At 39.3% G+C, this 23,558-nt stretch carries 21 protein-coding genes; 17 read left to right on the top strand and 4 right to left on the bottom strand.

The annotated features are described in order from the left end of the window. Positions 1 to 52: 52 nt before the first annotated feature. The 4 genes from clpA to metK all read left to right on the top strand — a co-directional run bounded on the left by clpA (position 53) and on the right by metK (position 5,443). The gene (gene clpA, locus N0B29_RS08450; RefSeq protein ID WP_263833265.1) at positions 53 to 2,251 is read left to right on the top strand and encodes an ATP-dependent Clp protease ATP-binding subunit ClpA; all 2,199 of its coding nucleotides are present in this window, start codon (positions 53 to 55) and stop codon (positions 2,249 to 2,251) included. Further along, the gene (aat, locus tag N0B29_RS08445; protein ID WP_263833264.1) at positions 2,241 to 2,921 is read left to right on the top strand and encodes a leucyl/phenylalanyl-tRNA--protein transferase; all 681 of its coding nucleotides are present in this window, start codon (positions 2,241 to 2,243) and stop codon (positions 2,919 to 2,921) included. Before clpA ends, aat begins: the two co-directional genes overlap by 11 nt. Before the next feature lie 37 nt (positions 2,922 to 2,958). Further along, positions 2,959 to 3,855, top strand: coding sequence for an AEC family transporter (locus N0B29_RS08440; RefSeq protein WP_263833263.1), 897 nt, complete (start codon positions 2,959 to 2,961; stop codon positions 3,853 to 3,855). A gap of 373 nt (positions 3,856 to 4,228) precedes the next feature. Further along, positions 4,229 to 5,443: a methionine adenosyltransferase gene (gene metK, locus N0B29_RS08435; protein WP_263833262.1), complete on the top strand. Its 1,215-nt coding sequence runs from the start codon at positions 4,229 to 4,231 to the stop codon at positions 5,441 to 5,443. Between the two features lie 38 nt (positions 5,444 to 5,481). On the opposite strand, the gene N0B29_RS08430 is transcribed toward metK, so the two are convergent. After that, on the bottom strand, positions 5,482 to 6,717 hold the full coding sequence (locus N0B29_RS08430) for an apolipoprotein N-acyltransferase (protein ID WP_263833261.1): 1,236 nt from the start codon (positions 6,715 to 6,717) through the stop codon (positions 5,482 to 5,484). An 11-nt stretch (positions 6,718 to 6,728) separates the two neighbouring features. Here N0B29_RS08430 and yajC point away from each other — a divergent pair, with 11 nt between their 5' ends. From yajC to N0B29_RS08370, 12 genes are read left to right on the top strand one after another with little or no spacing between them, the layout of a single operon-like run. Then, positions 6,729 to 7,004 (top strand): preprotein translocase subunit YajC, encoded by a 276-nt coding sequence (gene yajC / locus N0B29_RS08425; RefSeq protein WP_263833260.1) that lies wholly within the window; start codon positions 6,729 to 6,731, stop codon positions 7,002 to 7,004. Further along, positions 6,997 to 8,577 carry a protein translocase subunit SecD gene (gene secD, locus N0B29_RS08420; protein ID WP_263833259.1) on the top strand — a complete coding sequence of 527 codons (1,581 nt, stop codon included), beginning with the start codon at positions 6,997 to 6,999 and terminating at the stop codon, positions 8,575 to 8,577. The genes yajC and secD overlap by 8 nt, the downstream gene beginning before the upstream one ends. Further along, positions 8,577 to 9,548 carry a protein translocase subunit SecF gene (gene secF, locus N0B29_RS08415; protein ID WP_263833258.1) on the top strand — a complete coding sequence of 324 codons (972 nt, stop codon included), beginning with the start codon at positions 8,577 to 8,579 and terminating at the stop codon, positions 9,546 to 9,548. The genes secD and secF overlap by 1 nt, the downstream gene beginning before the upstream one ends. Before the next feature lie 15 nt (positions 9,549 to 9,563). Then, entirely contained in the window at positions 9,564 to 12,011 is a 2,448-nt protein-coding gene (gene leuS, locus N0B29_RS08410; RefSeq protein WP_263833257.1) for a leucine--tRNA ligase, read from the top strand. A gap of 1 nt (position 12,012) precedes the next feature. Continuing rightward, the gene (lptE, locus tag N0B29_RS08405; protein ID WP_263833256.1) at positions 12,013 to 12,528 is read left to right on the top strand and encodes an LPS assembly lipoprotein LptE; all 516 of its coding nucleotides are present in this window, start codon (positions 12,013 to 12,015) and stop codon (positions 12,526 to 12,528) included. Beyond that, the gene (locus N0B29_RS08400) at positions 12,512 to 14,056 is read left to right on the top strand and encodes a GGDEF domain-containing protein (protein ID WP_263833255.1); all 1,545 of its coding nucleotides are present in this window, start codon (positions 12,512 to 12,514) and stop codon (positions 14,054 to 14,056) included. Before lptE ends, N0B29_RS08400 begins: the two co-directional genes overlap by 17 nt. Then, positions 14,056 to 15,210 (top strand): bifunctional folylpolyglutamate synthase/dihydrofolate synthase, encoded by a 1,155-nt coding sequence (locus N0B29_RS08395; protein ID WP_263833254.1) that lies wholly within the window; start codon positions 14,056 to 14,058, stop codon positions 15,208 to 15,210. The genes N0B29_RS08400 and N0B29_RS08395 overlap by 1 nt, the downstream gene beginning before the upstream one ends. Beyond that, complete coding sequence (locus N0B29_RS08390) at positions 15,200 to 16,105, top strand: peptidoglycan DD-metalloendopeptidase family protein (RefSeq protein WP_263833253.1); 906 nt, start codon at positions 15,200 to 15,202, stop codon at positions 16,103 to 16,105. Before N0B29_RS08395 ends, N0B29_RS08390 begins: the two co-directional genes overlap by 11 nt. Next, positions 16,039 to 16,437 carry a bactofilin family protein gene (locus N0B29_RS08385; RefSeq protein WP_263833252.1) on the top strand — a complete coding sequence of 133 codons (399 nt, stop codon included), beginning with the start codon at positions 16,039 to 16,041 and terminating at the stop codon, positions 16,435 to 16,437. The genes N0B29_RS08390 and N0B29_RS08385 overlap by 67 nt, the downstream gene beginning before the upstream one ends. Beyond that, positions 16,438 to 19,407 (top strand): transcription-repair coupling factor, encoded by a 2,970-nt coding sequence (gene mfd, locus N0B29_RS08380; protein WP_263833251.1) that lies wholly within the window; start codon positions 16,438 to 16,440, stop codon positions 19,405 to 19,407. Then, positions 19,404 to 20,210, top strand: coding sequence for a TIGR00282 family metallophosphoesterase (locus N0B29_RS08375; RefSeq protein WP_263833250.1), 807 nt, complete (start codon positions 19,404 to 19,406; stop codon positions 20,208 to 20,210). The genes mfd and N0B29_RS08375 overlap by 4 nt, the downstream gene beginning before the upstream one ends. After that, positions 20,203 to 20,865, top strand: a complete 663-nt coding sequence (locus tag N0B29_RS08370; protein ID WP_263833249.1) for a 3-methyladenine DNA glycosylase — start codon at positions 20,203 to 20,205, stop codon at positions 20,863 to 20,865. Before N0B29_RS08375 ends, N0B29_RS08370 begins: the two co-directional genes overlap by 8 nt. Before the next feature lie 155 nt (positions 20,866 to 21,020). Here N0B29_RS08370 and N0B29_RS08365 read toward each other — a convergent pair whose 3' ends face one another. The 3 genes from N0B29_RS08365 to rpmB form a co-directional block, all read right to left on the bottom strand. After that, positions 21,021 to 21,248 (bottom strand): HP1242/YdcH family protein, encoded by a 228-nt coding sequence (locus N0B29_RS08365; protein ID WP_263833248.1) that lies wholly within the window; start codon positions 21,246 to 21,248, stop codon positions 21,021 to 21,023. Positions 21,249 to 21,301: 53 nt separating this feature from the next. Further along, positions 21,302 to 22,492: a bifunctional glutamate N-acetyltransferase/amino-acid acetyltransferase ArgJ gene (argJ, locus tag N0B29_RS08360; protein ID WP_263833247.1), complete on the bottom strand. Its 1,191-nt coding sequence runs from the start codon at positions 22,490 to 22,492 to the stop codon at positions 21,302 to 21,304. An 87-nt stretch (positions 22,493 to 22,579) separates the two neighbouring features. Continuing rightward, positions 22,580 to 22,768, bottom strand: coding sequence for a 50S ribosomal protein L28 (gene rpmB, locus N0B29_RS08355; RefSeq protein WP_012857374.1), 189 nt, complete (start codon positions 22,766 to 22,768; stop codon positions 22,580 to 22,582). Between the two features lie 148 nt (positions 22,769 to 22,916). Here rpmB and rpe point away from each other — a divergent pair, with 148 nt between their 5' ends. Then, entirely contained in the window at positions 22,917 to 23,558 is a 642-nt protein-coding gene (rpe, locus tag N0B29_RS08350) for a ribulose-phosphate 3-epimerase (protein WP_263833246.1), read from the top strand.

The raw sequence follows: 23,558 nt of genomic DNA, 5'->3' as shown, positions 1-23,558 counted from the left end.
TAATTTTGCCAACTTTGTTGGCTTGCGTGTAACAATTAAGAAGGAGGTCATTATGGTCAGTCAAGAACTCAATTTCGTTTTTAACGATGCCATTGCGTTTGTTAGAAAGCATCGTTACGAATACATCACCGTCGATCACCTCTTTTTTGCTCTTTTGAGCAATGAAAATGTGGCAGAGCTTCTTATCAATTGTGGTCTAAGCATCACTTTCTTGCAACGCTCTATGGAAAAATACTTTGTGGCAAATCCGCAAGTTGTTCCAAGTGATGAGAATTACGAGCCATTAGAGACCGTAGCGCTTTCTCGCGTCGTTGAGTCGATGATGTTACATGTAAAGAGTGCGGGTAAATCTGAAGCGAGTGTGTTTGATCTTTTAATCGCCATGATGGATGAGAGCAATGCGTTTTGTGTGTCGCTTCTGTTGCAACAAGGCGTCGATAAACTGCTCGTTGTTGAAGAAGTCACTGCGTTAAATGCTCCTCACAATAAAGAACAAAGTCTTGGTGAGCAAAAAGAGAGCGCGCTTGGAAAATACACACTTGATTTGATTGCCCTCTCTAAACAAAAACAGATCGATCCTCTCATTGGCAGAGCCGATGAGGTAAAGCGCGTGATGCAAGTTTTGTGTCGCCGAAAGAAAAACAATCCTCTTTTAGTGGGTGAGCCAGGGGTTGGAAAGACTGCCATCGTAGAAGGTTTGGCTGAGAAGATTAGTGAGGGCGAAGTGCCTGAAATCTTAAAAAATACACCTGTCTATGCCCTTGATATGGGAGCACTTCTCTCCGGTACCAAATACCGTGGTGATTTTGAAAAACGCCTCAAAGAGATCCTTACTGAATTGGAAGCGAAAAAAGGGGCTATTTTATTTATCGATGAAATTCATACCATCGTAGGTGCGGGTGCGACAAGTGGGGGCTCAATGGATTTGTCTAACCTCTTAAAGCCAGCACTCGCTTCTGGGAAAATTCGCTGCATAGGGGCTACAACGTATGGGGAGTTTCGCAATTTCTTTGATAAAGACAAAGCACTGAGTCGTCGTTTTGCCAAGATTGATGTGTTAGAGCCAAGCATTGAGGACTCCTTTTTGATTCTTAAAGGGCTTAAAGGAAGTTACGAGAAACATCATGGTGTGAAGTACCCAAATGAAGTCATAAGGGCTTCTGTGGAGCTTGCCAAAAAATACATTAGCGATAAATTTTTACCCGATTCTGCGATTGATCTCATCGATGAAGTGGGTGCATCGTTTCACCTCGCTAAGAAGCGCAAAAAAGTGGTTGAGATGAGCGATCTTGAGGCTGTTCTTGCCAAAATTGCCAACATACCAAGCCGCAGTGTCACCAAGGATGAAGGTGAAGTGATGCAACACTTAGAAGCACACCTCAAATCTAAAATTTTTGGTCAAGATACAGCGATTGAATCGTTGGTTAAAGCCATTAAACGAAGTCGCGCTGGGCTTGGAAATCCTACATCTCCGATTGGTTCTTTCTTGTTTGCAGGACCAACAGGTGTGGGCAAAACCGAAGTGGCAAAACAGCTCGCATTCGAGCTAGGCGTGCATTTTGAGCGTTACGATATGAGCGAATATATGGAGAAGCATACGGTAAGTCGTCTGATCGGTGCGCCTCCTGGTTATGTGGGGTATGATGAGGGTGGACAGCTCAGTGAAGCGATTAAAAAGCATCCTTACAGCGTTCTTCTTTTGGATGAAATCGAAAAAGCGCATCCTGATATGCTGAACATCTTGCTGCAAATTTTTGACAGTGCGACCTTGACCGATAATAACGGTACAAAGATCGATTTTCGTAATGTCATCATCATCATGACATCCAATCTTGGAACAAAAGAAGCCCCAACAATGGGCTTTACAAAAAGTGAAACGAGTCGAACCGACCATGCGATCAAAGAGTTCTTCTCTCCTGAGTTTAGAAACCGATTGGATGAGGTGATCCATTTTGCGCCGCTTTCAGAGTCTGTGATGATCAACGTTGTCGAGAAGCTTTTAGGTGAACTCACCGATCAACTTAAAGATAAAAAAGTAGAGATCGTCGCAAGTCTTGCTGCTAAAAAATTCCTCGCGAGTGAGGGGTATAGCAAGGAGATGGGTGCTCGTGTTATGCGTCGTGTTATTCAAGAACAAATTAAGACACCACTTTCCGAAGAAGTTCTTTTTGGTAAGCTTAAAAATGGCGGTGTCTGTAAAATAGATTATAAATCTAAAAAATTGGTGTTTAGTTACAGCGGTGGCAACTAAGATACTTATTCCTCAGTTGCATCCAAACGATTATACGTTTCCAGACCCCATGGATGCCAGTACTGAAGGGCTTTTAGCATGGGGTGGCGATCTTAAACCCGATCGCTTGCTTCGTGCCTATGTTCAAGGCATTTTCCCATGGTTTAATGAGGGCGATCCGATTCTTTGGTGGTCGCCCGATCCTAGACTTATTCTTTTTCCCTCGCACATTAAAATCTCAAAAAGTCTCGCCAAAAGCATGAAACATTTTGAGATACGTTATGACACCTGCTTCGAGAAGGTAATGCGCTTGTGTTTGGAAACCAGAGTTTCAAAAGGACAAAAGAGTTGGATTAGTGAGGATTTAATTTCTGCATTTTGCACTTTACATGTAAAGGGTTTTGCTCACTCGGTGGAGTGCTATTATGGGGGAGAATTGGTTGGAGGTTTGTATGGACTCTACCTTGGAGGCGTCTTTTGTGGTGAGTCGATGTTTTCAACTAAAAGCGATGCTTCAAAGGCAGCTTTAGTGGGATTGTGTGAGAAGCTGAAAAGTTTAGGTGGCGATTTTATCGATTGTCAGCTCCCAACAGATCATCTTCAATCTTTAGGTGCGTGTGTTATAGAACGCGAGAAATTTTTAGGTATGTTAGAAAACGCTTTTGAAAATTCTACCACGAAACCGTGGTGATTGTGCGCCTTTTTGCCTTTACATGTAAAAGAAGTTTATGATGATTGAAAATGTTGCTCCCGTCTTTATTTTTGTTGCCTTAGGGTATATCTTTAAAAAAATCAAACACGATATTTCAGATGCTTTAACCGAGTTTGTGATCTACTTTTCACTCCCTGCTTTAGCCCTTTCCAAAATTCGTCACATGACATTTAGCCATGAAGTTTTTTCCATTATTCTCATTGCCTATATGACGATGGCACTCTCTTTGGCCTTGGGTTATATTGCTGGGCGTTTTATGAAAATGGATCGAAAAAATCTTGTCACGATGATGGTGATTGTCGGCTTTGGCAATACAGGCTTTGTTGGCTTTTCCTACATTGAGTCTTTTTACTCGCTGCATGCGGTTAGTTATGCGTTGGTGTATGATCAAATTGGTACGTTTATTGCCTTAATGACGTTTGGTATAGCGCTCATCGCATGGGGTGGAGGACAAGAGCAACGCGTGCGCGATGTCGCAAAACAGATGGTTTTTTCACCGCCACTTCTTGCTATTGTGGTTTCAATCTATTTTCAAGGTACAGAATTTCCGCCGCTCATTGAAACAATTCTCGATAAGTTTCAAGCCACACTGATTCCCTTGGTCACTGCTATCGTAGGTATGAAGTTAGAGTTTCGGACCTTATCGCTTTACTTCAAGGAGAATATGGTCGCACTCAGCCTTAAGATGGTCATTGCACCTCTTTTGATGCTTGTAGGATTTTATTTCTTTGCCGATTTAAAAGCCGAATGGGTTAGGGTCACTTTTTTAGAAACAGCAATGCCTCCGATGACGATGGCTGTGGTCTTTGGAATTAGGGGAGGGTTGAATCGAGATTTATTGATTAATGCCCTTGCTTTAGGCATTCTCTTTTCATTTGTCAGTATTGGTTTATGGAATCTTATCATTTCATAGTAACTAATAGACTTCTTTCATAACCCATTGAAAAAAGAGTATCGCTTATAGCACATCACTTTTTAAAACTAAAAACATCGCCATAGCTTTGGCTATGACTCAATTTTGAGTTTTAAAAAATTAACGCACTCTGGGCAAACTCTTTATCTTTTCAAGAGTTATAAAAGAAGCCTAAATGGTCAAAGAAATTTTTAGAATAAAGAGAGTATTATACTCTTCTTAATACGCGGTGGGCTCATAGGAGTTCTTATTCAAACTTTTAATTTTATTTTATGTTTCGTATCTTCTTGAAACCATAAATGGAAAACAAAGGGATGGAAAACAATGCAGAGGTTTAGGCTTTTGCTGGAAAACAAAGAAATGGAAAACAAAAATGGAACACACAAAACACTACCTTTTTACCTCTGAAGTGGTAAGCCCAGGTCACCCTGACAAATGTGCTGACATCATTGCTGATAGCATTGTTGATACACTTCTCATTGCCGATAAAAACTCACGCGTCGCAAGCGAAGTTTTTGTTGCCGGTAAGCACGTCATTATTGGTGGAGAGGTCAATACAAAAAGCATTCTCTCTTTTGCAGATTATGAAAAAATTGTGAAAGATGCACTCATTAAAATCGGATACGATGGCAAATCTGCTTTTACAAAAGAGCAGTGCCTTTACCCTGATGAAGTGAAAGTACAAGTCCTTCTTAATCAACAAAGTAGCGACATTAACCAAGGTGTTGACCAAGAGAGTGGCGAAATTGGCGCCGGCGATCAAGGTATTATGTTTGGTTTTGCCTCATCTGAAACGGCTGATTTTATGCCAGCTGCCATTACCTATGCCAGAATGTTGTGCGATAAAGTGTATAACTATGCGCTTGCTCATAACCATAAACTAGGTGTGGACATCAAAACACAAGTAACCGTTGATTATGGCACGAAACAAAATTTTGAAGAGTGCAAACCTCAAAAAATTCACACCATCGTCGTCTCAGCCCCTTCAAATGAAAATATGCCAATTGAAGAAGTAAGAGCTTTGATTAAAGGGCTGATTGACGATACAGGGCTTCCAACAGAACTTTACGATCCAAATGACACCATTATTCACATTAACCCAACAGGTCGTTATGTAAACCACAGTTCGCTTCATGATTCTGGTTTAACAGGACGTAAACTCATCGTCGATAGTTTTGGCGGATACTCACCTATTGGTGGTGGCGCACAATCCAGTAAAGACTATACAAAAGTTGATCGTAGTGGACTTTACGCGGCACGTTGGATAGCAAAACATATTGTAGCAGCTGGACTTGCTAAAAAATGCTCTGTACAACTTTCTTATGCCATTGGTGTTGCAAAACCAGTATCTGTTGCAGTTGATACCTCTGGAACTTATACCAGTGTGAGTGATGATGAACTTTCAAGTTTTGTACTAGAGACATTTAGCTTAACACCACGTTGGATTACGCAAAAATTTGGCTTGGATAAACCAAGCGCGGATACATTTTTGTATGCGGATGTTGCGGCACGTGGGCAAGTAGGTCAAAGTGATTATCCGTGGGAAAAACTGGATAGCCTCGAGATTTTTAAAGCACTCAAAAAATAGTTTACATGTAGCTCGTAAAGGCACTCAAAAGAGTGCCTTTAGGGCATGATGATACCGCTTTTGCCACTATTGGCACTATGATAAATCACCGTTTGATATTTTTTCGCATAGTAACGCAGCAACAAATATTGCAAGGTCTGTTCAGTTGACGGGCTAAACCATGCGTTATTGCTAATGACAATCATCTGTTTAGGATTTTCCACAAAGAGCTTATCGTTTGTTCCTTCATAGCAAATGGCACTTCTAAATGGAATTCCATCTATCACAAAATCGTGTGGCTCTTTGGCTTTTTGATAATCTTTTGCCCCATCAAAAAAGAGTTTATTGATGATTTCAACAATAAATGCAGGAAAAGGTACCTCTTCACCAAAAGGTACAAGAACAATCTTGTGAGCAATTTGCATCTCTCCCTTTTGGAAAAGATACGAAGAGTTGTAAAAACCTTCATTCTCTTCATACGTCAATGACCCTGTCACAATCGTAATCCGTTCAGAGTAGTTTTTCAAAGCTTCAATCAAACGAGGGGCACGGTTTAAGTAGAGAGGAAATGCACTCTCAGGAAAGATAATCAGCTCTTTTTTCTCAACAATAGCTTTTTCAATCAATGCAAAATTAAGATCAATGGCTTCTTGTTGATACTTGGCATCCCAACGCTGGGATTGTGGAATGTGCATGATGGGTAAAGCCACATCAATTTTAGGAAATTCCAAAGTCGTATGGTTGAAAGAGAGTGCCGCAATGAGCGGTAGAAGTGCAACGCTTTTTGTCCATTTTGGTAGTGCTTTAAAAAGGGTAATACCACTTAAAAAAAGTCCAAATGCAAGATGTGTGGTCGAAAAATAAGTATCGAGCAATATGAGTTGAAGTTTGAGCCAGTTAAAACTAAAAGGATCAACAAAGCTGACGCCAAAAAGTAACGGAAGTTGCACGTAAATAGAACGACTCCCCACTCGACCAATAAGCCAAAAAAGAATACCATAAACAAAAGCAACACCCAAAATAATGAAGGGTATAAGAAAAGCTAAATCGTAGTAAACAAAGCTAAAACTGATCCAGTAAAACCACAAAAGTCCTATAAACAAACCACTCCAAAACCAAACGATGCGATTTTCACCTAACAGCAAATAAAAGCCAATCAACGCGAGCGTCGTGTTAAGTATGAGGAATGTAAGCCCAAAATAATCGAGGTAGATAAAGGCAGAAAGCAAGAGTGCTATAACAAAGGCTTTTATTATGTAAATGCGGGTAAAATAGATGTCTAAATTTTTTTTCATAAAGGATTTCCATGCAAGGTTCTGCAAGTTTACTCTCTTCTTTACTACCACTCGTTGTTCTTTTCGCAATTTTCTTTTTTCTTGTGATTAGACCACAACAAAAACAGGTGAAAAAACATAAAGAGATGCTTGATGCACTCAAAAAGGGCGACAAGGTTATTACCAGCGGTGGTTTGATCTGTGAAGTCGTAAAACCTGAGGAAGATTCTATCAAAGTTAAGCTTAATGATGAAGGTATCATGGTTAAGGTTTCAAGAGAATATATCGCAAAGAAAATCGATGAATAGAGGAAAATTTAACTATCGTTTAGTTATCTTTTTAATCGCTATTATTTTTGGGGTGGGCATGTCAATGCCCACTTTCTTCCAAAGCGAAAAAGGTGCTAAAGTCTCATTAGGTCTTGATCTTCAAGGCGGTCTTCACATGCTTTTAGGTGTTCAAACTGAAGAAGCTATCAAATCAAAAATCAAATCTATCGCTTCTAGTATCAAATTTTTTGCACAAAGCGGAGATATCATCATTGATGATTTCCGTATTGATGAAGAGCTTCTCTCTTTTACACTTTTAGATAAAGATGAAGAGAAAAAAATTGATGAAATGCTCAAGACTATTAGCGGTTTACAAGTCAATAAAGAAGCACTTCGTTATACGCTTTCACTTAGTGATAAAGAAAAAGACGTTATTCGCGAATATGCTCTTTCTCAAGCAGTAGAAACGATTCGTAACCGTTTGGATCAATTTGGTCTTTCAGAACCGAATGTTGCTAAACAAGGTAATGATAAAATTTTAGTGGAACTTCCTGGTATTAAAACAGCCGATGATGAACAACGTGCGCGCGAACTCATTGCAAAAGCAGCGCATTTGCAACTTATGGCTGTGGATGAAAAACGTAAAGATCGTACCAATACAATGAGCCCAATGGAAGCGGCACAGTATGGTGATGTCATTTTACCCGATGCTAGAAGTGAGCAGGTAAAACACATTTTAAAAGAGATCCCTGTTCTTGATGGCAGTATGCTCAGTGATGCCAAAGTTGCTTTTAGCGAAATGCATCAGCCGGTGATTAACTTTACCCTAAACTCTGAGGGTGCAAAAATCTTTGGTGATTTTACAGCTAATAATATTGGCAATCGTTTAGCGATTGTTTTGGATAATAAAGTCTATTCTGATCCTGTGATTCGTGAACGTATTGGTGGCGGCAGTGGACAAATCAGTGGCGGCTTTAGTGTGAAAGAAGCACACGATGTTGCTATTGCACTTCGAAGCGGTGCGCTACTGGCTCCTGTAACGCTTCTTGAAAAACGAAGTATTGGACCTTCATTAGGTGCTGATAGTATTCAAGCAAGTTTGATAGCGTTGATTTCTGGTTTTGTACTTGTTTCAGGCTTTATGCTCTTTTATTACCGTATAGCAGGTGTTGTTGCCAATATCGCTTTGATTGTTAACCTCTTTTTATTGATTGCCATCATGGCGCTCTTTGGAGCAACATTGACACTACCTGGTATGGCGGGTATTGTTTTGACCATTGGTATGGCAGTAGATGCAAACGTTATTATCAATGAACGTATAAGGGAACTTTTACGGCAAGGGGTTCCCATGGGACAAGCGATTGAGCATGGCTATGAAAATGCAATGAGTGCTATTCTTGATAGTAATGTTACTTCAATCATTACATCAGTACTACTTTATGTGTACGGAACGGGTCCAATTAAAGGATTTGCAATTAGTACCGCTATTGGTATTAGTGTTTCCATGCTAACTGCCATTTTAGGAACACATGGTATTTATGAATTTTTAATGCCACGTATTGAAAAAAGTAAGAACCTTTCCTTGTGGTTTGGTATGAAGAGGAGTCACTAATGGAGTTTTTTTCACAGCATAAAATTTATGATTTTATGAAGGTCAGTCGTTTTTTCATTACAACGACACTTTCGATAGCACTACTCTCCATTGTTCTGTTCTTTGCCAAAGGACTTGAGTACGGAATAGATTTTTCAGGTGGTACTATTGTTCAGTTAAAGTATGACCAGCATGCACCGATTGATAAAATCAGAGATGATCTTGCCAAAGACAAAATGTTTGCCGGCGCACTTATTACAGAGTTTGGCTCACCTGAAGAGATCCAAATTCGCTTTGCTTCAACCTCTGGCGGTGTCAGTGAAGATGTGGGGGATAAAGTAAGAGCACTTCTTAAAGATACGGGCAAATTTGATGTTCGTAAAGTCGACATTGTAGGTCCAAAAGTGGGTGGCGAACTCAGGCAAAAAGGTATTATGGCAGCAGCCCTTAGTATGCTAGGTATTATGATTTATGTTGCTGTTCGTTTTGAATGGACCTTTGCGGTTGCTTCTATTATCACGTTGTTACACGATGTTGCTATTACAGTGGGAGCGCTTATTCTCTTCAAAGTCGAGATGAGCTTGGATGTATTAGCGGCTATTTTAACGCTGATTGGTTACTCTATTAATGATACAATTATTATTTACGACCGTATTCGTGAAGAACTCAAAAGCACTAAAGAGACAGATTTGATGACGGTCATTAATGTTTCTGTATCGAAAACACTTTCACGTACTGTCTTGACAGTATTGACGGTATTCTTTGTTGTATTAACACTGTATGTTTTTGGTGGAGAGATTATTCATGGATTTAGCTTTACGATGCTTCTAGGTGTTATTGTAGGATGTTATAGTTCTATTTTTATTTCTGCACCTTTTTTAAAGGTACTTGGATTTAGCGTAGAAGAGTACAAAAATAAAATTGCACTCAAAGAGAAAAACAAGATCGAAAAAGAGAAAATGCGTTCACAGTATGAAAAAGGTACCGTTTAATTTGATGGAGAGAAGATGTTATACAATCCTTTAGAACTTGAAAAAAAATGGCAGCAAAAGTGGGAACAAACCAATGCGTTTGAACCCCTTGCCGATATGAGTAAAAAGAAAAAATATATTTTAAGTATGTTCCCTTATCCTAGTGGACGTATTCACATGGGGCATGTTCGCAACTATACCATAGGCGATGCCATAGCGCGTCATCACCGTAAAAATGGTTTTAATGTCTTGCATCCAATTGGGTGGGATAGTTTCGGTATGCCTGCTGAGAATGCTGCGATTAAACATGGTGTTCATCCTAAAAAATGGACGTATGAGAACATAGACTATATGCGTAAAGAGCTTGCCTCATTAGGACTCTCTTTTTCCAGGAAAAGAGAATTTGCCGCAAGTGATGTGCTCTATACCAAACACGAACAACGTATTTTTATTGAGATGTTTAATAAAGGATTGGTCTATCAAAAAAGTGCCACACTAAACTGGTGTAATACCTGCCAAACGGTTTTAGCCAATGAGCAAGTCGAAGAAGGGTGTTGTTGGCGTTGTGATAACCCAGTAGAACAACGATTACTTCCAGGTTACTACCTTAAAATCACGCAATATGCACAAGAGCTACTTGATGATTGTGAAAAACTAAGAGAAGGCTGGCCAAGTCAAGTTTTAACAATGCAAGAAAACTGGATAGGCAGAAGTGAAGGGTTAGAGTTTTCTTTTACCCTTAGTGATGCTTCTAAAGCAAAACTTGGCAATCAATTTGAAAGCTACAAAGTTTTCACCACACGCCCTGATACGATTTATGGCGTTAGTTATTCGGCACTTGCACCCGAACATGCCATTGTTAAATATCTGATTGAGCATAAGTTATTAAGCGAAGATAAAATTGCTCAAATTAAAAAAATGCAAAGCGTGGGTGCGCGTGATCGTGCTCAAGCACCAAAAGAGGGTGTCAGTTTAGAAATTGACGTTATTCATCCACTTACCGGTAAAAATGTACCTGTATGGGTAGCAAATTTTGTTTTGATCGAGTACGGTGGGGGTGCTGTTATGGCAGTTCCAGCGCACGATGAGAGAGATTTTGAATTTGCGACAAAGTATGATTTAGCGATTATTCAAAGCATTGAAACAACAACTCCTTTTGATGGTAGTGCAGCAACAACTGAGTATGGAAAACTTGTTGATTCAGGAGAATTTACAGGGCTTGATTCTAAAAGTGCACAAAAAGCAATTATTGCGCATTTTGAAGCGAACAAAATGGGCACCAAAGTCATTAACTATAAACTTCGTGACTGGGGTATTAGCCGTCAACGTTATTGGGGTGCTCCAATTCCAATGGTGCATTGTCCAAAATGTGGACTTGTACCAGAAAAGATTGAAAATCTTCCTGTGGCATTGCCTGATGATGTTGAGATTAAAGGAGAAGGCAATCCTCTTGATAAGCACCCTACATGGAAGCACACAAAATGTCCTACATGTAATGGTGAAGCTGTTCGTGAAACCGATACCATGGATACCTTTTTTCAATCAAGTTGGTACTTTTTACGTTATACCACCGATCCATCGTTGTGGAATGATGTACCTTTTGATAAAGAGAGTGCAAACTACTGGATGAATGTCGATCAATACATTGGTGGTATTGAACATGCGATTTTACATCTTCTTTACTCTCGTTTCTTTACAAAAGTACTGCGTGATTTAGGTTATGTGAGTTGTGATGAGCCTTTTGCAAACTTATTGACACAAGGCATGGTGCTTAAAGATGGCTCAAAAATGAGCAAGTCTAAAGGCAATACCGTTGATCCTGATGCGATTATCAAAACCTATGGTGCTGATACGGCGCGCCTTTTCATCCTGTTTGCAGCGCCTCCGCAAAAAGAGCTTGAGTGGAACGACAGTGCGGTAGAAGGTGCCTTTAGATTTTTGAAACGTTTTGCTCAAAAGAGTGAAAATGCGCTTACATGTAAAGCAATTCCAAGTATTGATCATGCATTACTTTCTAAAGAATCCAAGTATGCTCGCAAGAAAGTCTATGAAGCACTTAAAAAGTCAAATGAGATTTATGAGGGAAGTTATACTTTTAATACACTAATAGCAGCATCGATGGAAGCCTTAAATGCACTTGGCGATCAAAATGATCCAGCGGTCTGGAGTGAGGGTTATTTTATTCTTTTAAATCTTTTGGAGCCGATTGTTCCGCATTTGTGCTGGGAGATGAGTGAGGCGCTTTTTGGTTGTGCCAACTTAACGCCTATTGCGATGAAAGAAGAAGTTTTTGTAGAAGATAGTATGATATTAGCCGTGACGGTCAATGGCAAAAAACGTTCAGAAATTGAAGTAGCAACATCTGTTTCTAAAGAAGAAGCATTACGCCTTGGAAAAGAGAGTGTTGCAAAATGGTTAGAAAATACTGAGCTTCTCAAAGAGATCTATGTTCCAAATAAACTGATTAACTTGGTGGTAAAATAAGATGAAACGACTATTTCTTGGAATCTTGATGTTGGCATTTCTCAGTGGATGTGGTTATAAACCATCATCTTATTATGCAAAGCAAGCATTGGGCAATAAAATATATGCAGAAGTTACGATCTCAAGACAAGATCCAAGAAATAGTGTTCTCATTAAAGATGCAGTCAATGAAGCGATTGTAAGCCGTTTTAGCGGAAAGCTGGTCGCTAAAGAACAAGCAGATAGTGTTTTACATGTAAAGATTGGTTCCATTGCTTTCTCTCCTACCGTGTATGATAAATACGGTTATGTTGTCGCCTATAAAACCACAGTTATTTTGGCAATAGACTATGAAGATGAAACTAAGAAAGTCCAAAAATTAACCGCTTCAGGAGAATACGATTTTTCTATTGAATCTAACAGTGTTATCTCTGATAATAATCGTTTTGATGCAATTCGATATGCAGCGAGTGATGCTTTAGATGAGTTTGTTTCAAAGATAGCTATTAAAGGACTCCGTAATGGCAACAACAATTAATGAAATCATTAAAGATGCACTAGAGCTTATTAAAGCGGAGCATCTTAATTTAACACCTGATAATTATGCGAAAGTCTTTTGTAAAGTTGCTAAACAAAAAGGTGTTATTGTTGAAGATTGTCAAAAAGTAGATAAATATACCAAAAAACTTGATCCTAATATTGTTACCGATATGAAGCGATTTAATATCAGCTCTGTCGATGAACTTCTGGCATTTTTGGTAGCGAAATTAAATCGTGCCAATGAGGGTGATGCCCTTAAAATGGTTAATGTCCTTGCAATTTTGACAAAGCGAGTGCTTCAAGCCATTACATTGTTACACGATGCAAAAGCCACGAGTTTGGCAAATGCTTCACTTGAACGCCTTGATTTTCATCAGAATCTTCAATCCATTGAGCTTGTTAAGGAAAAATGGTTTGACTTTATCTCCAATTACGATGACAGTTATCTTAAAAAATTGGACGTATTTGGGCATGTGAGTAAAGATGATCTTGAAATGATGGTGCGAGATCTCATTCGCATCATGAGTAAAGATACGAGCACAGAACTCTATAAAACACTTGTTCCTCTTATTATCGCATCACTTTCACCTTCTATCGCTTCTGGAATGAATGATGAATTAGCTTCTATTAGTAATGAATTGCGTAATTCTCCTGATGCACTAGGTACTCCTGCATTCCAACAAGAGATTAAGCATCTTATTTCAAAGCGTATAGAGTTAGATAAAGCAGAAGTACAAAAGAAAGTTTCTGCTTTAGATAAAATTCTGGATGAAATCAATAGAAAGATTATGGAACTGATTCAAAGTAGTAATTTGAGTCATGAACAGGTCAAAGTCATTAAAGCAGATTTACAAAATATTAATTTCGAGCATGATAGTTTTGAAAATGTTCACGTTAAGCTTTTAAATATTGCTTCCTCTTTGGAAAATGAGACCAAGTCTCTGAGTGAAAAAATGATGAATAATCAGGAGACCATTACCAAACTCCAAAACCGCGTTTCTAAATTAGAATCCGCTCTTTTAGTGGCAAAACAAGAGGTCAAAGAAGATTATCTAACTCATGTGGCAACCAAACGAGCTCTTGCAAATGAGATGAATCGTGTGGAAGATGCCTTTATGCGTTACAAAATTGATTATACGATCTGCTTTATCGATATTGATCATTTTAAAATAGTCAATGACACATACGGGCATGAAGCGGGTGATGTTATTCTCTCGACTGTTGGCAAAATTTTACGTAAGTACATTAGACAAGTTGATTTTGTTGGACGTTATGGTGGCGAAGAGTTTTTGGTGATTTTGCCTAGTACCGACCTTGCGCATGCAGTTCATTTTGCCGATAAAATTCGCTCCATCGTTGAGCAATTTAAGTTTCTTTATAAAAATGAACGCATTAATGTGACGGTCAGTTGCGGTGTTGCTCAACGCTCTTTAGAAAAATCCAAAGACGAGACCATCAGTGCAGCCGATGGCTTTTTGTATAAAGCAAAAGAGGCTGGACGAAACCAAGTGATGCCAGTGCTTTAATGCAACTCCAATCCTTTTTAGAGACAAAACCGCTTTTTTATGATGTGATTGATTATGCACGTATGCCTCAAACGTACGAAAGCATACAATCGCATTTTACCCTTCCTAAAATTATTCACCTTGTAGGCACAAATGGTAAAGGTACAACAGGACGCTTTTTAGCGCAAATGCTTAGAGCCAATGGTTTACATGTAGGACATTATACTTCTCCTCATATTCTAAAGTTTAATGAACGTATTTGGCTCGATGGCTCAGATGTGGATGATGCAACCTTAGAGCAAGCGCATCAAGAACTGCTCTCTTGGTTAGAGCCTTCGATGGCGGAAGCTCTTTCCTATTTTGAATATACGACACTTTTAGCCATAAGTATTTTTTGCAAAAGATGCGATTATGTCGTCTTTGAAGCAGGGCTTGGGGGTGAATATGATGCTACCAATGTTTTCCCTAAATGTCTTTCTATCATCACCCCTATTGGATTGGATCATCAAGCATTTTTAGGCGAGAGCATCGAAGAAATTGCTCAGACAAAAATTAATAGTGTGACGACAGATTTTGTTTTGGCGAAACAATACTCTCCCAAAATCCTTCCAATCGCTACTCGCAAAGCGCAAGAAATTGACAGTCATCTCTACTGCGTGGAAGACTTTTTTGATTCAAAGGCGTGTTTGGAACTTGATGCGTATGCGCTAGAGTTGGGATTGCCTCTTTATCTGCAAGAGAATTTTAAAACAGCACTTTGCGCATTAAAAATACTTGGGTATGATTGTGATCTAAAAACATTTTTTCCTTCCGTTCTACAAGGGCGCTGTCAAAAAATTTTACCCAATGTCACCATTGACGTAGGGCATAATGTAATGGCAGCTGAAGCTTTGAAAAAGAGTTTAGGTGAAAAAAAGGTTATTTTGGTCTATAATAGCTATAAAGATAAAGATTTTAAAGTCATTTTAGAGACTTTAAAACCCATTATCGAAGAGATTCTAGTGATTGAGATCGACAGCCCAAGAGCTGCTGCAAAGAGCGATTTGTATGACGCTGCTCGTGCATTGACACTTCCAATCTCTTCCTTTTTTGCTATCCAAAAGAACAAAGAGTACTTAGTATTTGGCTCTTTTTCGGTTGTGGAAGCTTTTTTAAAGGTTTTATGTGAAAAATAAATTTACCGTTACAATTTCCGATGTACATGGTTCGAGGCATTTTTTATTACATCAGCTGATTAAGAAATTTTTACTCTATTTTACACTGTTTGTAGCGCTCGTTATTTTAGTGGGTAGCTTTGTTATTTTATTTTTGATGAAAGAAGTTACAAGTTTAGAAGCTAAAAAAGAGAGTGCTGTTGCTGAACGAAATCTTCTTTTAACGCAAAATGAAGAGCTTCAAAGCAAGATTTCTGAAAAAGCGCAAGAGTATGAAAATATTCGCGATAAAATCAGTAATATGGAAGAGATGATCGGTCTTCGTGTCAATGAAGAAGAAAACATCGACAACCGACTTGAAGAGATTGATCTTACCGTGATGCAACAAAAAACATTTTTTGATAATATTCCAAGTGGTGATGTTATGGCGTACAGCGAGATTTCGTCGCCTTTTGGATGGAGAGACAATCCTATTTTAAAACGAAAAGAATTTCATACGGGAATTGATCTAAGGGCTCCTGTTGGAACACCTGTTTTAGCACCAGCAGACGGCGTTGTTAAATTTACACAATACAATCAAAACAGTGGGTATGGTAATGTCGTTTCACTCAGTCACAACTATGGATTTGAAAGTTATTATGCACATCTACAAAATAAACCAGTCGTTAAAGAGGGACAATTTGTAAGAAAAGGTGATATTATTGCTTATTCTGGTGTTAGTGGGATGACAACAGGTCCTCATTTGCATTATGAGGTAAAATTTATTGGACGAATACTTGATCCACAACCATTTTTAAGATGGAGAGGGTCTAATTTTATGGAAATCTTTAAAAAGGAGAAGAGAGTCACATGGGAATCTTTAATAAAGTTGATCAATACACAACAACAGTACCCGCTTCCGAGACAACCATTATAGCCAGTGGAGCTAAAATAGAGGGCATTTTCAACTGCCAAACACGTTTACATGTAGACGGCGAAATCATCGGTAAAATACTCTCTGATAGCATTGTTATCATTGGAAAGCAAGGCAAAATTAGCGGTGAAATTAATGCAAGCCATTTGATTATCAACGGTCTTTTTGAAGGCAATGCCAATTGTGATAACGTTGAAGTCTTAGAAGGTGGCAAGTTCTTAGGTAAAGTCATTGCAAAAGAGCTTGTGATTGAAGCCAAAGCTATTTTTGAAGGCGAGAGTAAAATAAAAATGGAGAGTGTTGAGACACCTTCGTATGAAGAGCAAAGGGATTGATTGTTACAAGCTGCGTGTTATGAATTTTTACAGACCAAAAATGACCTTCAACTTTTAGGCGTCAAAGGCGAAAAAGAGGCTTTACAAGCTTCTGAAGTAGCCCTTTTTCTTGGTAAAAAAAGCTATGTTCTACCCGACCTTAGGGCAAATAGTGGTGATGACTTACTCTCCTTTCACGAAGAAATGGTGGATCTTTTACGTGTACTTCATGCGTTTTATCAAGATCATTCAACCAAAAAGATTTTAATTGCACCGCTTCGTACTCTTTTAACGCCTCTTCCAAAAGCAGAACTTTTTGATACCTTGAGCCTTGAATTTGGCATGCGTCTGCCTCTGGAACGTTTTCGTGAACAGATGTTTTATTGGGGTTACCTTGCCGTCGATGTGGTTCAAGGTAAGGGTGAAATTTCTATACGCGGTGACATTATTGATATTTTCCCGCCTGATAGCGAAAAGGCACTTCGACTCAGTCTGTTTGATGATGAAGTCGAAAGTATTCGTTTTTTTGACTGTGAAAGTCAAAAAAGTGCCAAAGAGGAGTTGGAGAGCTTTGCACTGTTTCCAGCACTTTTTGCGTTGAATGAAGAGCGTCATACACTGATGCAAAAGCGCATTGATACGCTCAAAAGTGATAGTTTTACCAAAGATGTTCACTCTCTTGGACTTTGGGTACTTGGAGAGAGTGGGGCAGTTTATACTGAGAGTTTCAAAACTTTTTTGAGTGCTGATGCTCTAAATGAGCTTGATGAGATCGCACTGTTTGACGAAGAAGGGGCTAAAAGCCTTCAAAATCTTCCGCGTATTCCCGAAGCACGAAATTACCGCGAGATTGCACCCTCAAATGTTAAAACATTTATAGAGTTGCATCAAAATAAGAAGATTACAATTCTGGCTAAAAACGAAGTTTTACTACGCATAGCAGATATTGAGCCATATCCTATAAAATGGGTTCAGAGTGAACGCATTGTCAATATCATGAGCGCAGAAGAGATTATTCTCTCCCTCAATAAGCCTACAACAAAAATCAAACGCAAGCGTGCCAATATCGTTCTTGATGAGCTTAAAAATGGCGACTATGTGGTGCATGAAAACTATGGAATCGGTATTTTTAAAGGCTTAACGCAAGCCACCGTCTTAGGTGCTACCAAAGACTTTGTTCTGATTGAATATTTGGGCGATGACAAACTTTTACTTCCCGTTGAAAACTTACATGTAATCGATCGTTACATTGGAGAGAGTGGCAGTCTTGTAAGTGTAGATCGCCTTGGTAAAGGCAGTTTCCAAAAACTCAAAGCAAAAACCAAAGAGCGACTTTTAGAGATAGCGAGCGAAATTATCGCCATTGCGGCCAAACGTGAGATGGTCGATGGACTCAGCATTGCTATGGAAAAAGATGAGATGACACGTTTTCAAAATGATGCTGGATTTGTCTATACCGAAGATCAACAGCGTGTCATCAATGAAATTTTGACGGACTTTAAAAGTGGTAAGATGATGGATCGTCTTTTAAGTGGCGATGTTGGCTTTGGTAAAACAGAAGTCGCAATGAACGCGATATTTGCTACAGTGCGACAAGGATTTCAAGCTCTCTTAATCGCACCTACCACCCTTTTATGTTCTCAACATTTTAAAAGCCTCTCGGCTCGTTTTGCTAAGTACAACATTAAAGTGGCTCAGTTGGATCGTTTTACTACACCAGCTCAAAAGCAGGTCATTTTAAAAGAGCTCAAAAGTGGAGCATTACAGGTCTGCGTTGGAACACACTCACTTTTTGAAGTGCAACTGCACAACCCCGCTCTTGTCGTGGTCGATGAAGAGCATAAATTTGGCGTGAAGCAGAAAGAAAAACTTAAAAACTTCCGTGAAAACGTGCATATTCTCTCCATGAGTGCAACCCCGATTCCTAGAAGCCTTAATATGGCACTGAGTTCCATCAAACAGTATTCGCAACTTCTTACGCCTCCAAACGATAGGGAAGATGTGCGAACATTTGTCAAAGAGTACGATGAAAAAGTCATTAAAGAGGCGATCATTCGTGAGATGAGGCGAGGGGGGCAGGTCTTTTTTGTCCATAACCGCATTGCGACCATTGAGGCTAAACGAAAAGAGTTACTCTCCATGATGCCAAACCTTCGCATCCTAACACTTCACTCCGAGATTAGTGCGGCAATCACTGAAAAAGAGATGCTGCACTTTGAAGAGAAGGCGTATGATGTGCTTTTGAGTACCTCCATCATCGAATCAGGCATTCACATTCCTAATGTCAACACGATCATTATTGATTCAGCCGATCACTTCGGCATGGCAGATCTTCACCAACTTCGTGGTCGTGTAGGGCGAAGTAAACGTCAGGGATTCTGTTACTTCTTGGTTAAAGACAAAGAGGAACTCTCGGAATCGGCTAAAAAACGCCTCATTGCGCTTGAGTCAAACTCTTATCTTGGGAGTGGCTCCATTCTTGCGTACCATGACCTTGAAATCAGAGGTGGCGGTAACTTGGTCGGTGAGGCACAAAGTGGGCATCTCAAAAATATTGGGTATTCGCTCTATCTTAAAATGCTTGAAGACGCTATCAATTCACTTTTGGGTAAAACACCTATTGCTTCACGCGAAGTGGACATTAAACTCTCTATCAGTGCGTTTATCAGCGATAACGACATCACCGAAGATCGCGTTAGGTTGGAGCTTTACAGGCGTTTGAGCCGTTGTGGAAGTGTTCATGATGTTTTAGAAATTGAAGAGGAGATGGTGGATCGCTTTGGAAAACTTGATGTTCCAACGAAACAGTTTTTACAACTTATCGAGATTAAAATTTTAGCGACTCAGCAAAACATTGTTCTTATCTCTAATTACGGACAAAACATTACGATCAAATATGAAGATGAGAAAAAAATCACACTCCAATCACGAAGCCGTGACGATGACGATGTCATTGCAACGGTGTTGTTGCATTTAAGGAGCAAAGCGTGAGAGTAGGGTTTATCGGTGACATAGTAGGTCGTCCGGGGCGTTTCATGCTCGAACAGCACCTTAAAAAAATCCGAAAAGAGTATGAACTCGACTTGGTTATCGCTAATGGTGAAAATGCCAGTCACGGGTTTGGACTAGGTTCACAGCATGCCAAAGAGCTTTTTTCGTATGGTGCAGATATTCTCACCGGAGGAAACCACTCATGGGATAAAAAAGAGATCATCCCTCTTTTAGATGTTATGCCTATTCTTAGACCTCTAAATTATCCTTCCAGTGTCCCTGGTCGAGGGGTAAGTGTTTTACATGTAAAAGATGAGAAGATCGCTATCATCAATGTTATGGGACATTATGGCATGCCCATGGTTGAAAACCCTTTCCTAAGAGTGCAAAAAGCAGTTGAAGTATTAAAGGATGAGGGTGTGAAAACGATAGTAGTCGATTTTCATGCGGAAGTGACTTCTGAAAAATACGCCATGCTCCATCTTTTAAAAGGAAAGGTGAGTGCCATTTTAGGTACCCACACGCACGTAGGAACAGATGATCTTCAAATTGTTGAGGGAACATGCTATGTGAGCGATGTTGGGCTTAGTGGGGCACGTGATGGTGTTATAGGCATGGATAAAGATGCTCCACTCAAACGTTTTCTCACTGGCATGCCAGCCGCGCTCGAAATTCCTAAAAAATGCAAGAAAATTTTGCAGATGGTTATTATGGAAATCGATGAGGGTAAGTGTATAGAAGCGTTTAAATTGCGTATTTTTGATGATCAAGAGCGTTTGATCGCCAAGGCGGTGCATGAATAGTTTTGATCTTTTGGTAGCATTTAAAAACAAAGGCTATCTCAAGGCAACTCGCGATCCGCTTTGGTGGCCACGATCGGGTACTTTTTGGGTTGTTGTAGGTGCAATTTTGACACAGCAGACCAAATGGGAAAAAGTTGAAAAGAGCATTGAAAATTTGGAGTGTTTAGGCATTGATGATTTAGAAAAACTCTCTAATCTTGAGATGGATCGTCTTAGTCTTGCGATTCAGCCTTCAGGTTTTTACAATACGAAAGCCAAAAATCTTCACCTGTTAGCCACAGCCATTCTTGAGGAATTTAGCTCTTTTGAACTGTTTTGCGAAAACGTAGATCGTGAATGGCTGTTGGCACAAAAAGGGATTGGCGAAGAGAGTGCAGACTCTATTTTGTGTTATGCCTGCAAGCAAGAAGCTTTTGTTGTTGATGCGTATACGGCACGGTTACTTGCAGGTTTTGGATACAATTTTGAATCGTACGGGGCATTGCAAGAGTGGATGATAGAGGGACTTTTAGGGAATGTTTCAAAAATCAATCAGCTCTACGAAAAAGAGATAACGCTCAATGAACTTTATGCACGGTTTCATGGGAAAATCGTGGAATTTTGTAAAGAGAATAGTCGAGGGAAGATAGTTCTCGTAGAAAGTTTGGGCATTTAAGCCCAAACAGATTTATGAGACCTTTTACAAAATTTAATTTTGCAAAAGGTAAAAGCACTGAAAGTGCGTGGGCACTCTGCCGAAGAGAACCCAGTGTTAACGTAGTTTTTGGAGCTTTGCTTTAAAAACGTGTTAAGAGTTCTATAAGAACTCTATTAGAGATTGTGCTCTTTTTTGTACGCAACGATAAGTGCATACGCTTCGTCTTTAAGTCTTAGTTTCTCTTTTTTCATTGTCTCAAGCTCTAAATCACTAATATGTAATCTGCCTTCGTCTGCATCGGTGATTTTTTGATCAAGTTCATTATGTTTTTCAAAAATTTTTGCAAAGTGTGCATTTTCAACTTTGAGTTTTGAGATAACGTCTCTGTATTCGTGTAGCATTGGTTCTCCTTTTGTATTTGTTTTATTTTATCAAAAAGTGCTTAATTTAAGGGCTATGTCCTATAATCTGCGTTTATTTCAACATACTTATGACCCAAGTCGCAGCCATAAGCAGTGAAACTAGCCTCTCCAACGCCTAATTCGCAATGAATACGAAAAGACTCTTTTTTCATAACAGTTGCTGCTTTTTTCTCCGCTTCAGCATCTAAAGAGCGCTGATCTTTACTGTAAATTAAGACATCGTCATAGTGGATAACAAGGCTTTCCTCATTGCATGTAATTCTACTGGCTCCAATAGTTGAAGCAATACGTCCCCAGTTTGGATCTTCACCAAAGAGCGCTGTTTTGACTAAAAGGGAATTGCTTAAAGCTTTCGCCGCTTTTTCTGCTTCTGCTGTTGTTTTGGCACCACTCACTTCAAAAGCAACGACTTTGGTTGAACCTTCACCATCACGTACCAGCATCAGACTGAGCTCTTTGGTTATCAAACGAAGTGCTTCATTAAACGCCTCTTTATGGTAAGCTCCACTTTGTTTAGAACTTAGAAGCAGTACCGTGTCATTGGTTGAAGTATCGCCATCAACGCTGACGGCATTAAATGAACGCTCAATGGCTGGCAATAAAAGCTCATCCATATCGGCTTTTGGGATGTTCGCATCGGTAAGGATAAAGCAAAGCATTGTTGCCATCGCAGGGTTGATCATACCCGCACCTTTGCAGATGGCTGCAATATGAAAGAAGCTTCCATCTTCTAAAATCACCTTGAAACAAAGTTCTTTTTTGAAGCTATCGGTTGTCATAATCGCAGAGGCAGTAGCGTGTGAATCTTTAGCGTTAAAGTCAAATTTATCGAATGCCGTTGAAAGTTTCTCAACGTTGAGACGGTACCCGATAACACCGGTTGAGCTCATAATGGGGTTATGCAGGCTTGGGAATTTTGCTTTGAGTTTGTCAAAAAGTGTATCAATATCTTCAATACCTTTTTCACCGGTCATTGCATTGGCATTTTTTGCGTTCATCAAAATGAAATTGGTTTGAAACCCTTTTGGGTAACGTAAAAAATGTTTAATGGGTGCTGCTTGAAAGACATTGGTTGTAAAAACTGCTGCAATATCGCATGGCTCATTTGAGCGAATAAATGCAACATCGTTATTGCCATTGGGTTTAAAGCCAGCGTGAGTGCCTTGGCAGAAAAAACCAGCTACATTATCAAGTCCGTTTTTAAGTGGAAGAATGGTAAACATGGGTAAACCCTTTAGGATTTTAGTGTGAAAGTATGAGGTAAGAGCAAAAATAACTTAGCATAAAATTTCCCCGTGAAAGGAGAAATTTTAGCCGTTTTTCTTCATTGTACGAAGTGTCGAAGCAGCAATTCTAATTTTCTTAGTCGTTCCATCTTCAAGTGTCACACGGACAGTTCTAAGGTTTGGAAGGAATCTTCTTTTAGTTTTGTTGTTCGCATGGCTTACGTTGTTACCAACCATAGGGCCTTTTCCAGTAAGAGCACATTTTCTTGCCATATCGATATCCTTAAAATTTTTCGTGAATTTTACATTAAACAAGCAAAAGAAACGCTTAATTCAACGCAGCCTGAGATTATATCGAAAATATTATAAATTTTGATACAATTTCAATAAATTTTTTATGTTGATTGTATAAAGGCTAAATATGTTAGTTGCTCCAAGTATCCTTTCTGCTGATTTTGGAAAGTTAAGAGAAGAGATAGTATCGATTTGTGAAGCAGGATGTGATCTTGTGCATGTGGACGTTATGGATGGGCATTTTGTTCCTAACCTTACCATTGGACCTGTTGTTGTCAGTGCTGTTGCCAAGGCTGCTACAAAGCCACTTGATGTTCACTTGATGGTCGAAAACAATACTTTTTTTGTCGATCTTTTTGCCCCATTGAACCCAAAATACATCTCTTTTCATATTGAAGAAGAGAAACATCCTCATCGTTTGATTCAAAAAATTAGAGATTTAGGTATCTCTCCAGCGATTGTTCTCAACCCGCATACGCCACCTTCAAGCATTGAATATTTGCTTGAAGATTTGGATATGGTACTTTTAATGAGTGTCAATCCTGGGTTTGGCGGACAAAAGTTTATTCCAAGTGTTTTAGAAAAAGCACCGATTTTAAAAGAGATGATTGTAAAACGAAATGCTAAAACACTGATTGAAGTGGATGGTGGAGTGAATAATCAAAACATTCACGCTTTAGCCAACGCGGGTGTGGATATTGTCGTTGCAGGCAATTATGTTTTTGGATCCAATGATTATAAAAACGCTATTGACTCTTTAAAAGTGTAA

This window comes from Sulfurospirillum oryzae (assembly GCF_025770725.1).
GTDB classification, from domain to species: Bacteria; Campylobacterota; Campylobacteria; order Campylobacterales; family Sulfurospirillaceae; genus Sulfurospirillum; species Sulfurospirillum oryzae.
Note: the sequence above shows the minus strand (reverse complement) of the source record. Positions and strands in the feature narration are given on the sequence as shown.

Bases quoted from the DNA above. Each gene is read 5' to 3' on its own strand.
- clpA (WP_263833265.1), top strand. From the start codon at position 53: ATGGTCAGTCAAGAACTCAATTTCGTTTTTAACGATGCCATTGCGTTT.
- N0B29_RS08440 (WP_263833263.1), top strand. From the start codon at position 2,959: ATGATGATTGAAAATGTTGCTCCCGTCTTTATTTTTGTTGCCTTAGGG.
- metK (WP_263833262.1), top strand. From the start codon at position 4,229: ATGGAACACACAAAACACTACCTTTTTACCTCTGAAGTGGTAAGCCCA.
- N0B29_RS08430 (WP_263833261.1), bottom strand. From the start codon at position 6,717: ATGAAAAAAAATTTAGACATCTATTTTACCCGCATTTACATAATAAAA.
- yajC (WP_263833260.1), top strand. From the start codon at position 6,729: ATGCAAGGTTCTGCAAGTTTACTCTCTTCTTTACTACCACTCGTTGTT.
- secD (WP_263833259.1), top strand. From the start codon at position 6,997: ATGAATAGAGGAAAATTTAACTATCGTTTAGTTATCTTTTTAATCGCT.
- secF (WP_263833258.1), top strand. From the start codon at position 8,577: ATGGAGTTTTTTTCACAGCATAAAATTTATGATTTTATGAAGGTCAGT.
- leuS (WP_263833257.1), top strand. From the start codon at position 9,564: ATGTTATACAATCCTTTAGAACTTGAAAAAAAATGGCAGCAAAAGTGG.
- lptE (WP_263833256.1), top strand. From the start codon at position 12,013: ATGAAACGACTATTTCTTGGAATCTTGATGTTGGCATTTCTCAGTGGA.
- N0B29_RS08400 (WP_263833255.1), top strand. From the start codon at position 12,512: ATGGCAACAACAATTAATGAAATCATTAAAGATGCACTAGAGCTTATT.
- N0B29_RS08395 (WP_263833254.1), top strand. From the start codon at position 14,056: ATGCAACTCCAATCCTTTTTAGAGACAAAACCGCTTTTTTATGATGTG.
- N0B29_RS08385 (WP_263833252.1), top strand. From the start codon at position 16,039: ATGGGAATCTTTAATAAAGTTGATCAATACACAACAACAGTACCCGCT.
- N0B29_RS08370 (WP_263833249.1), top strand. From the start codon at position 20,203: ATGAATAGTTTTGATCTTTTGGTAGCATTTAAAAACAAAGGCTATCTC.
- N0B29_RS08365 (WP_263833248.1), bottom strand. From the start codon at position 21,248: ATGCTACACGAATACAGAGACGTTATCTCAAAACTCAAAGTTGAAAAT.
- argJ (WP_263833247.1), bottom strand. From the start codon at position 22,492: ATGTTTACCATTCTTCCACTTAAAAACGGACTTGATAATGTAGCTGGT.
- rpmB (WP_012857374.1), bottom strand. From the start codon at position 22,768: ATGGCAAGAAAATGTGCTCTTACTGGAAAAGGCCCTATGGTTGGTAAC.
- rpe (WP_263833246.1), top strand. From the start codon at position 22,917: ATGTTAGTTGCTCCAAGTATCCTTTCTGCTGATTTTGGAAAGTTAAGA.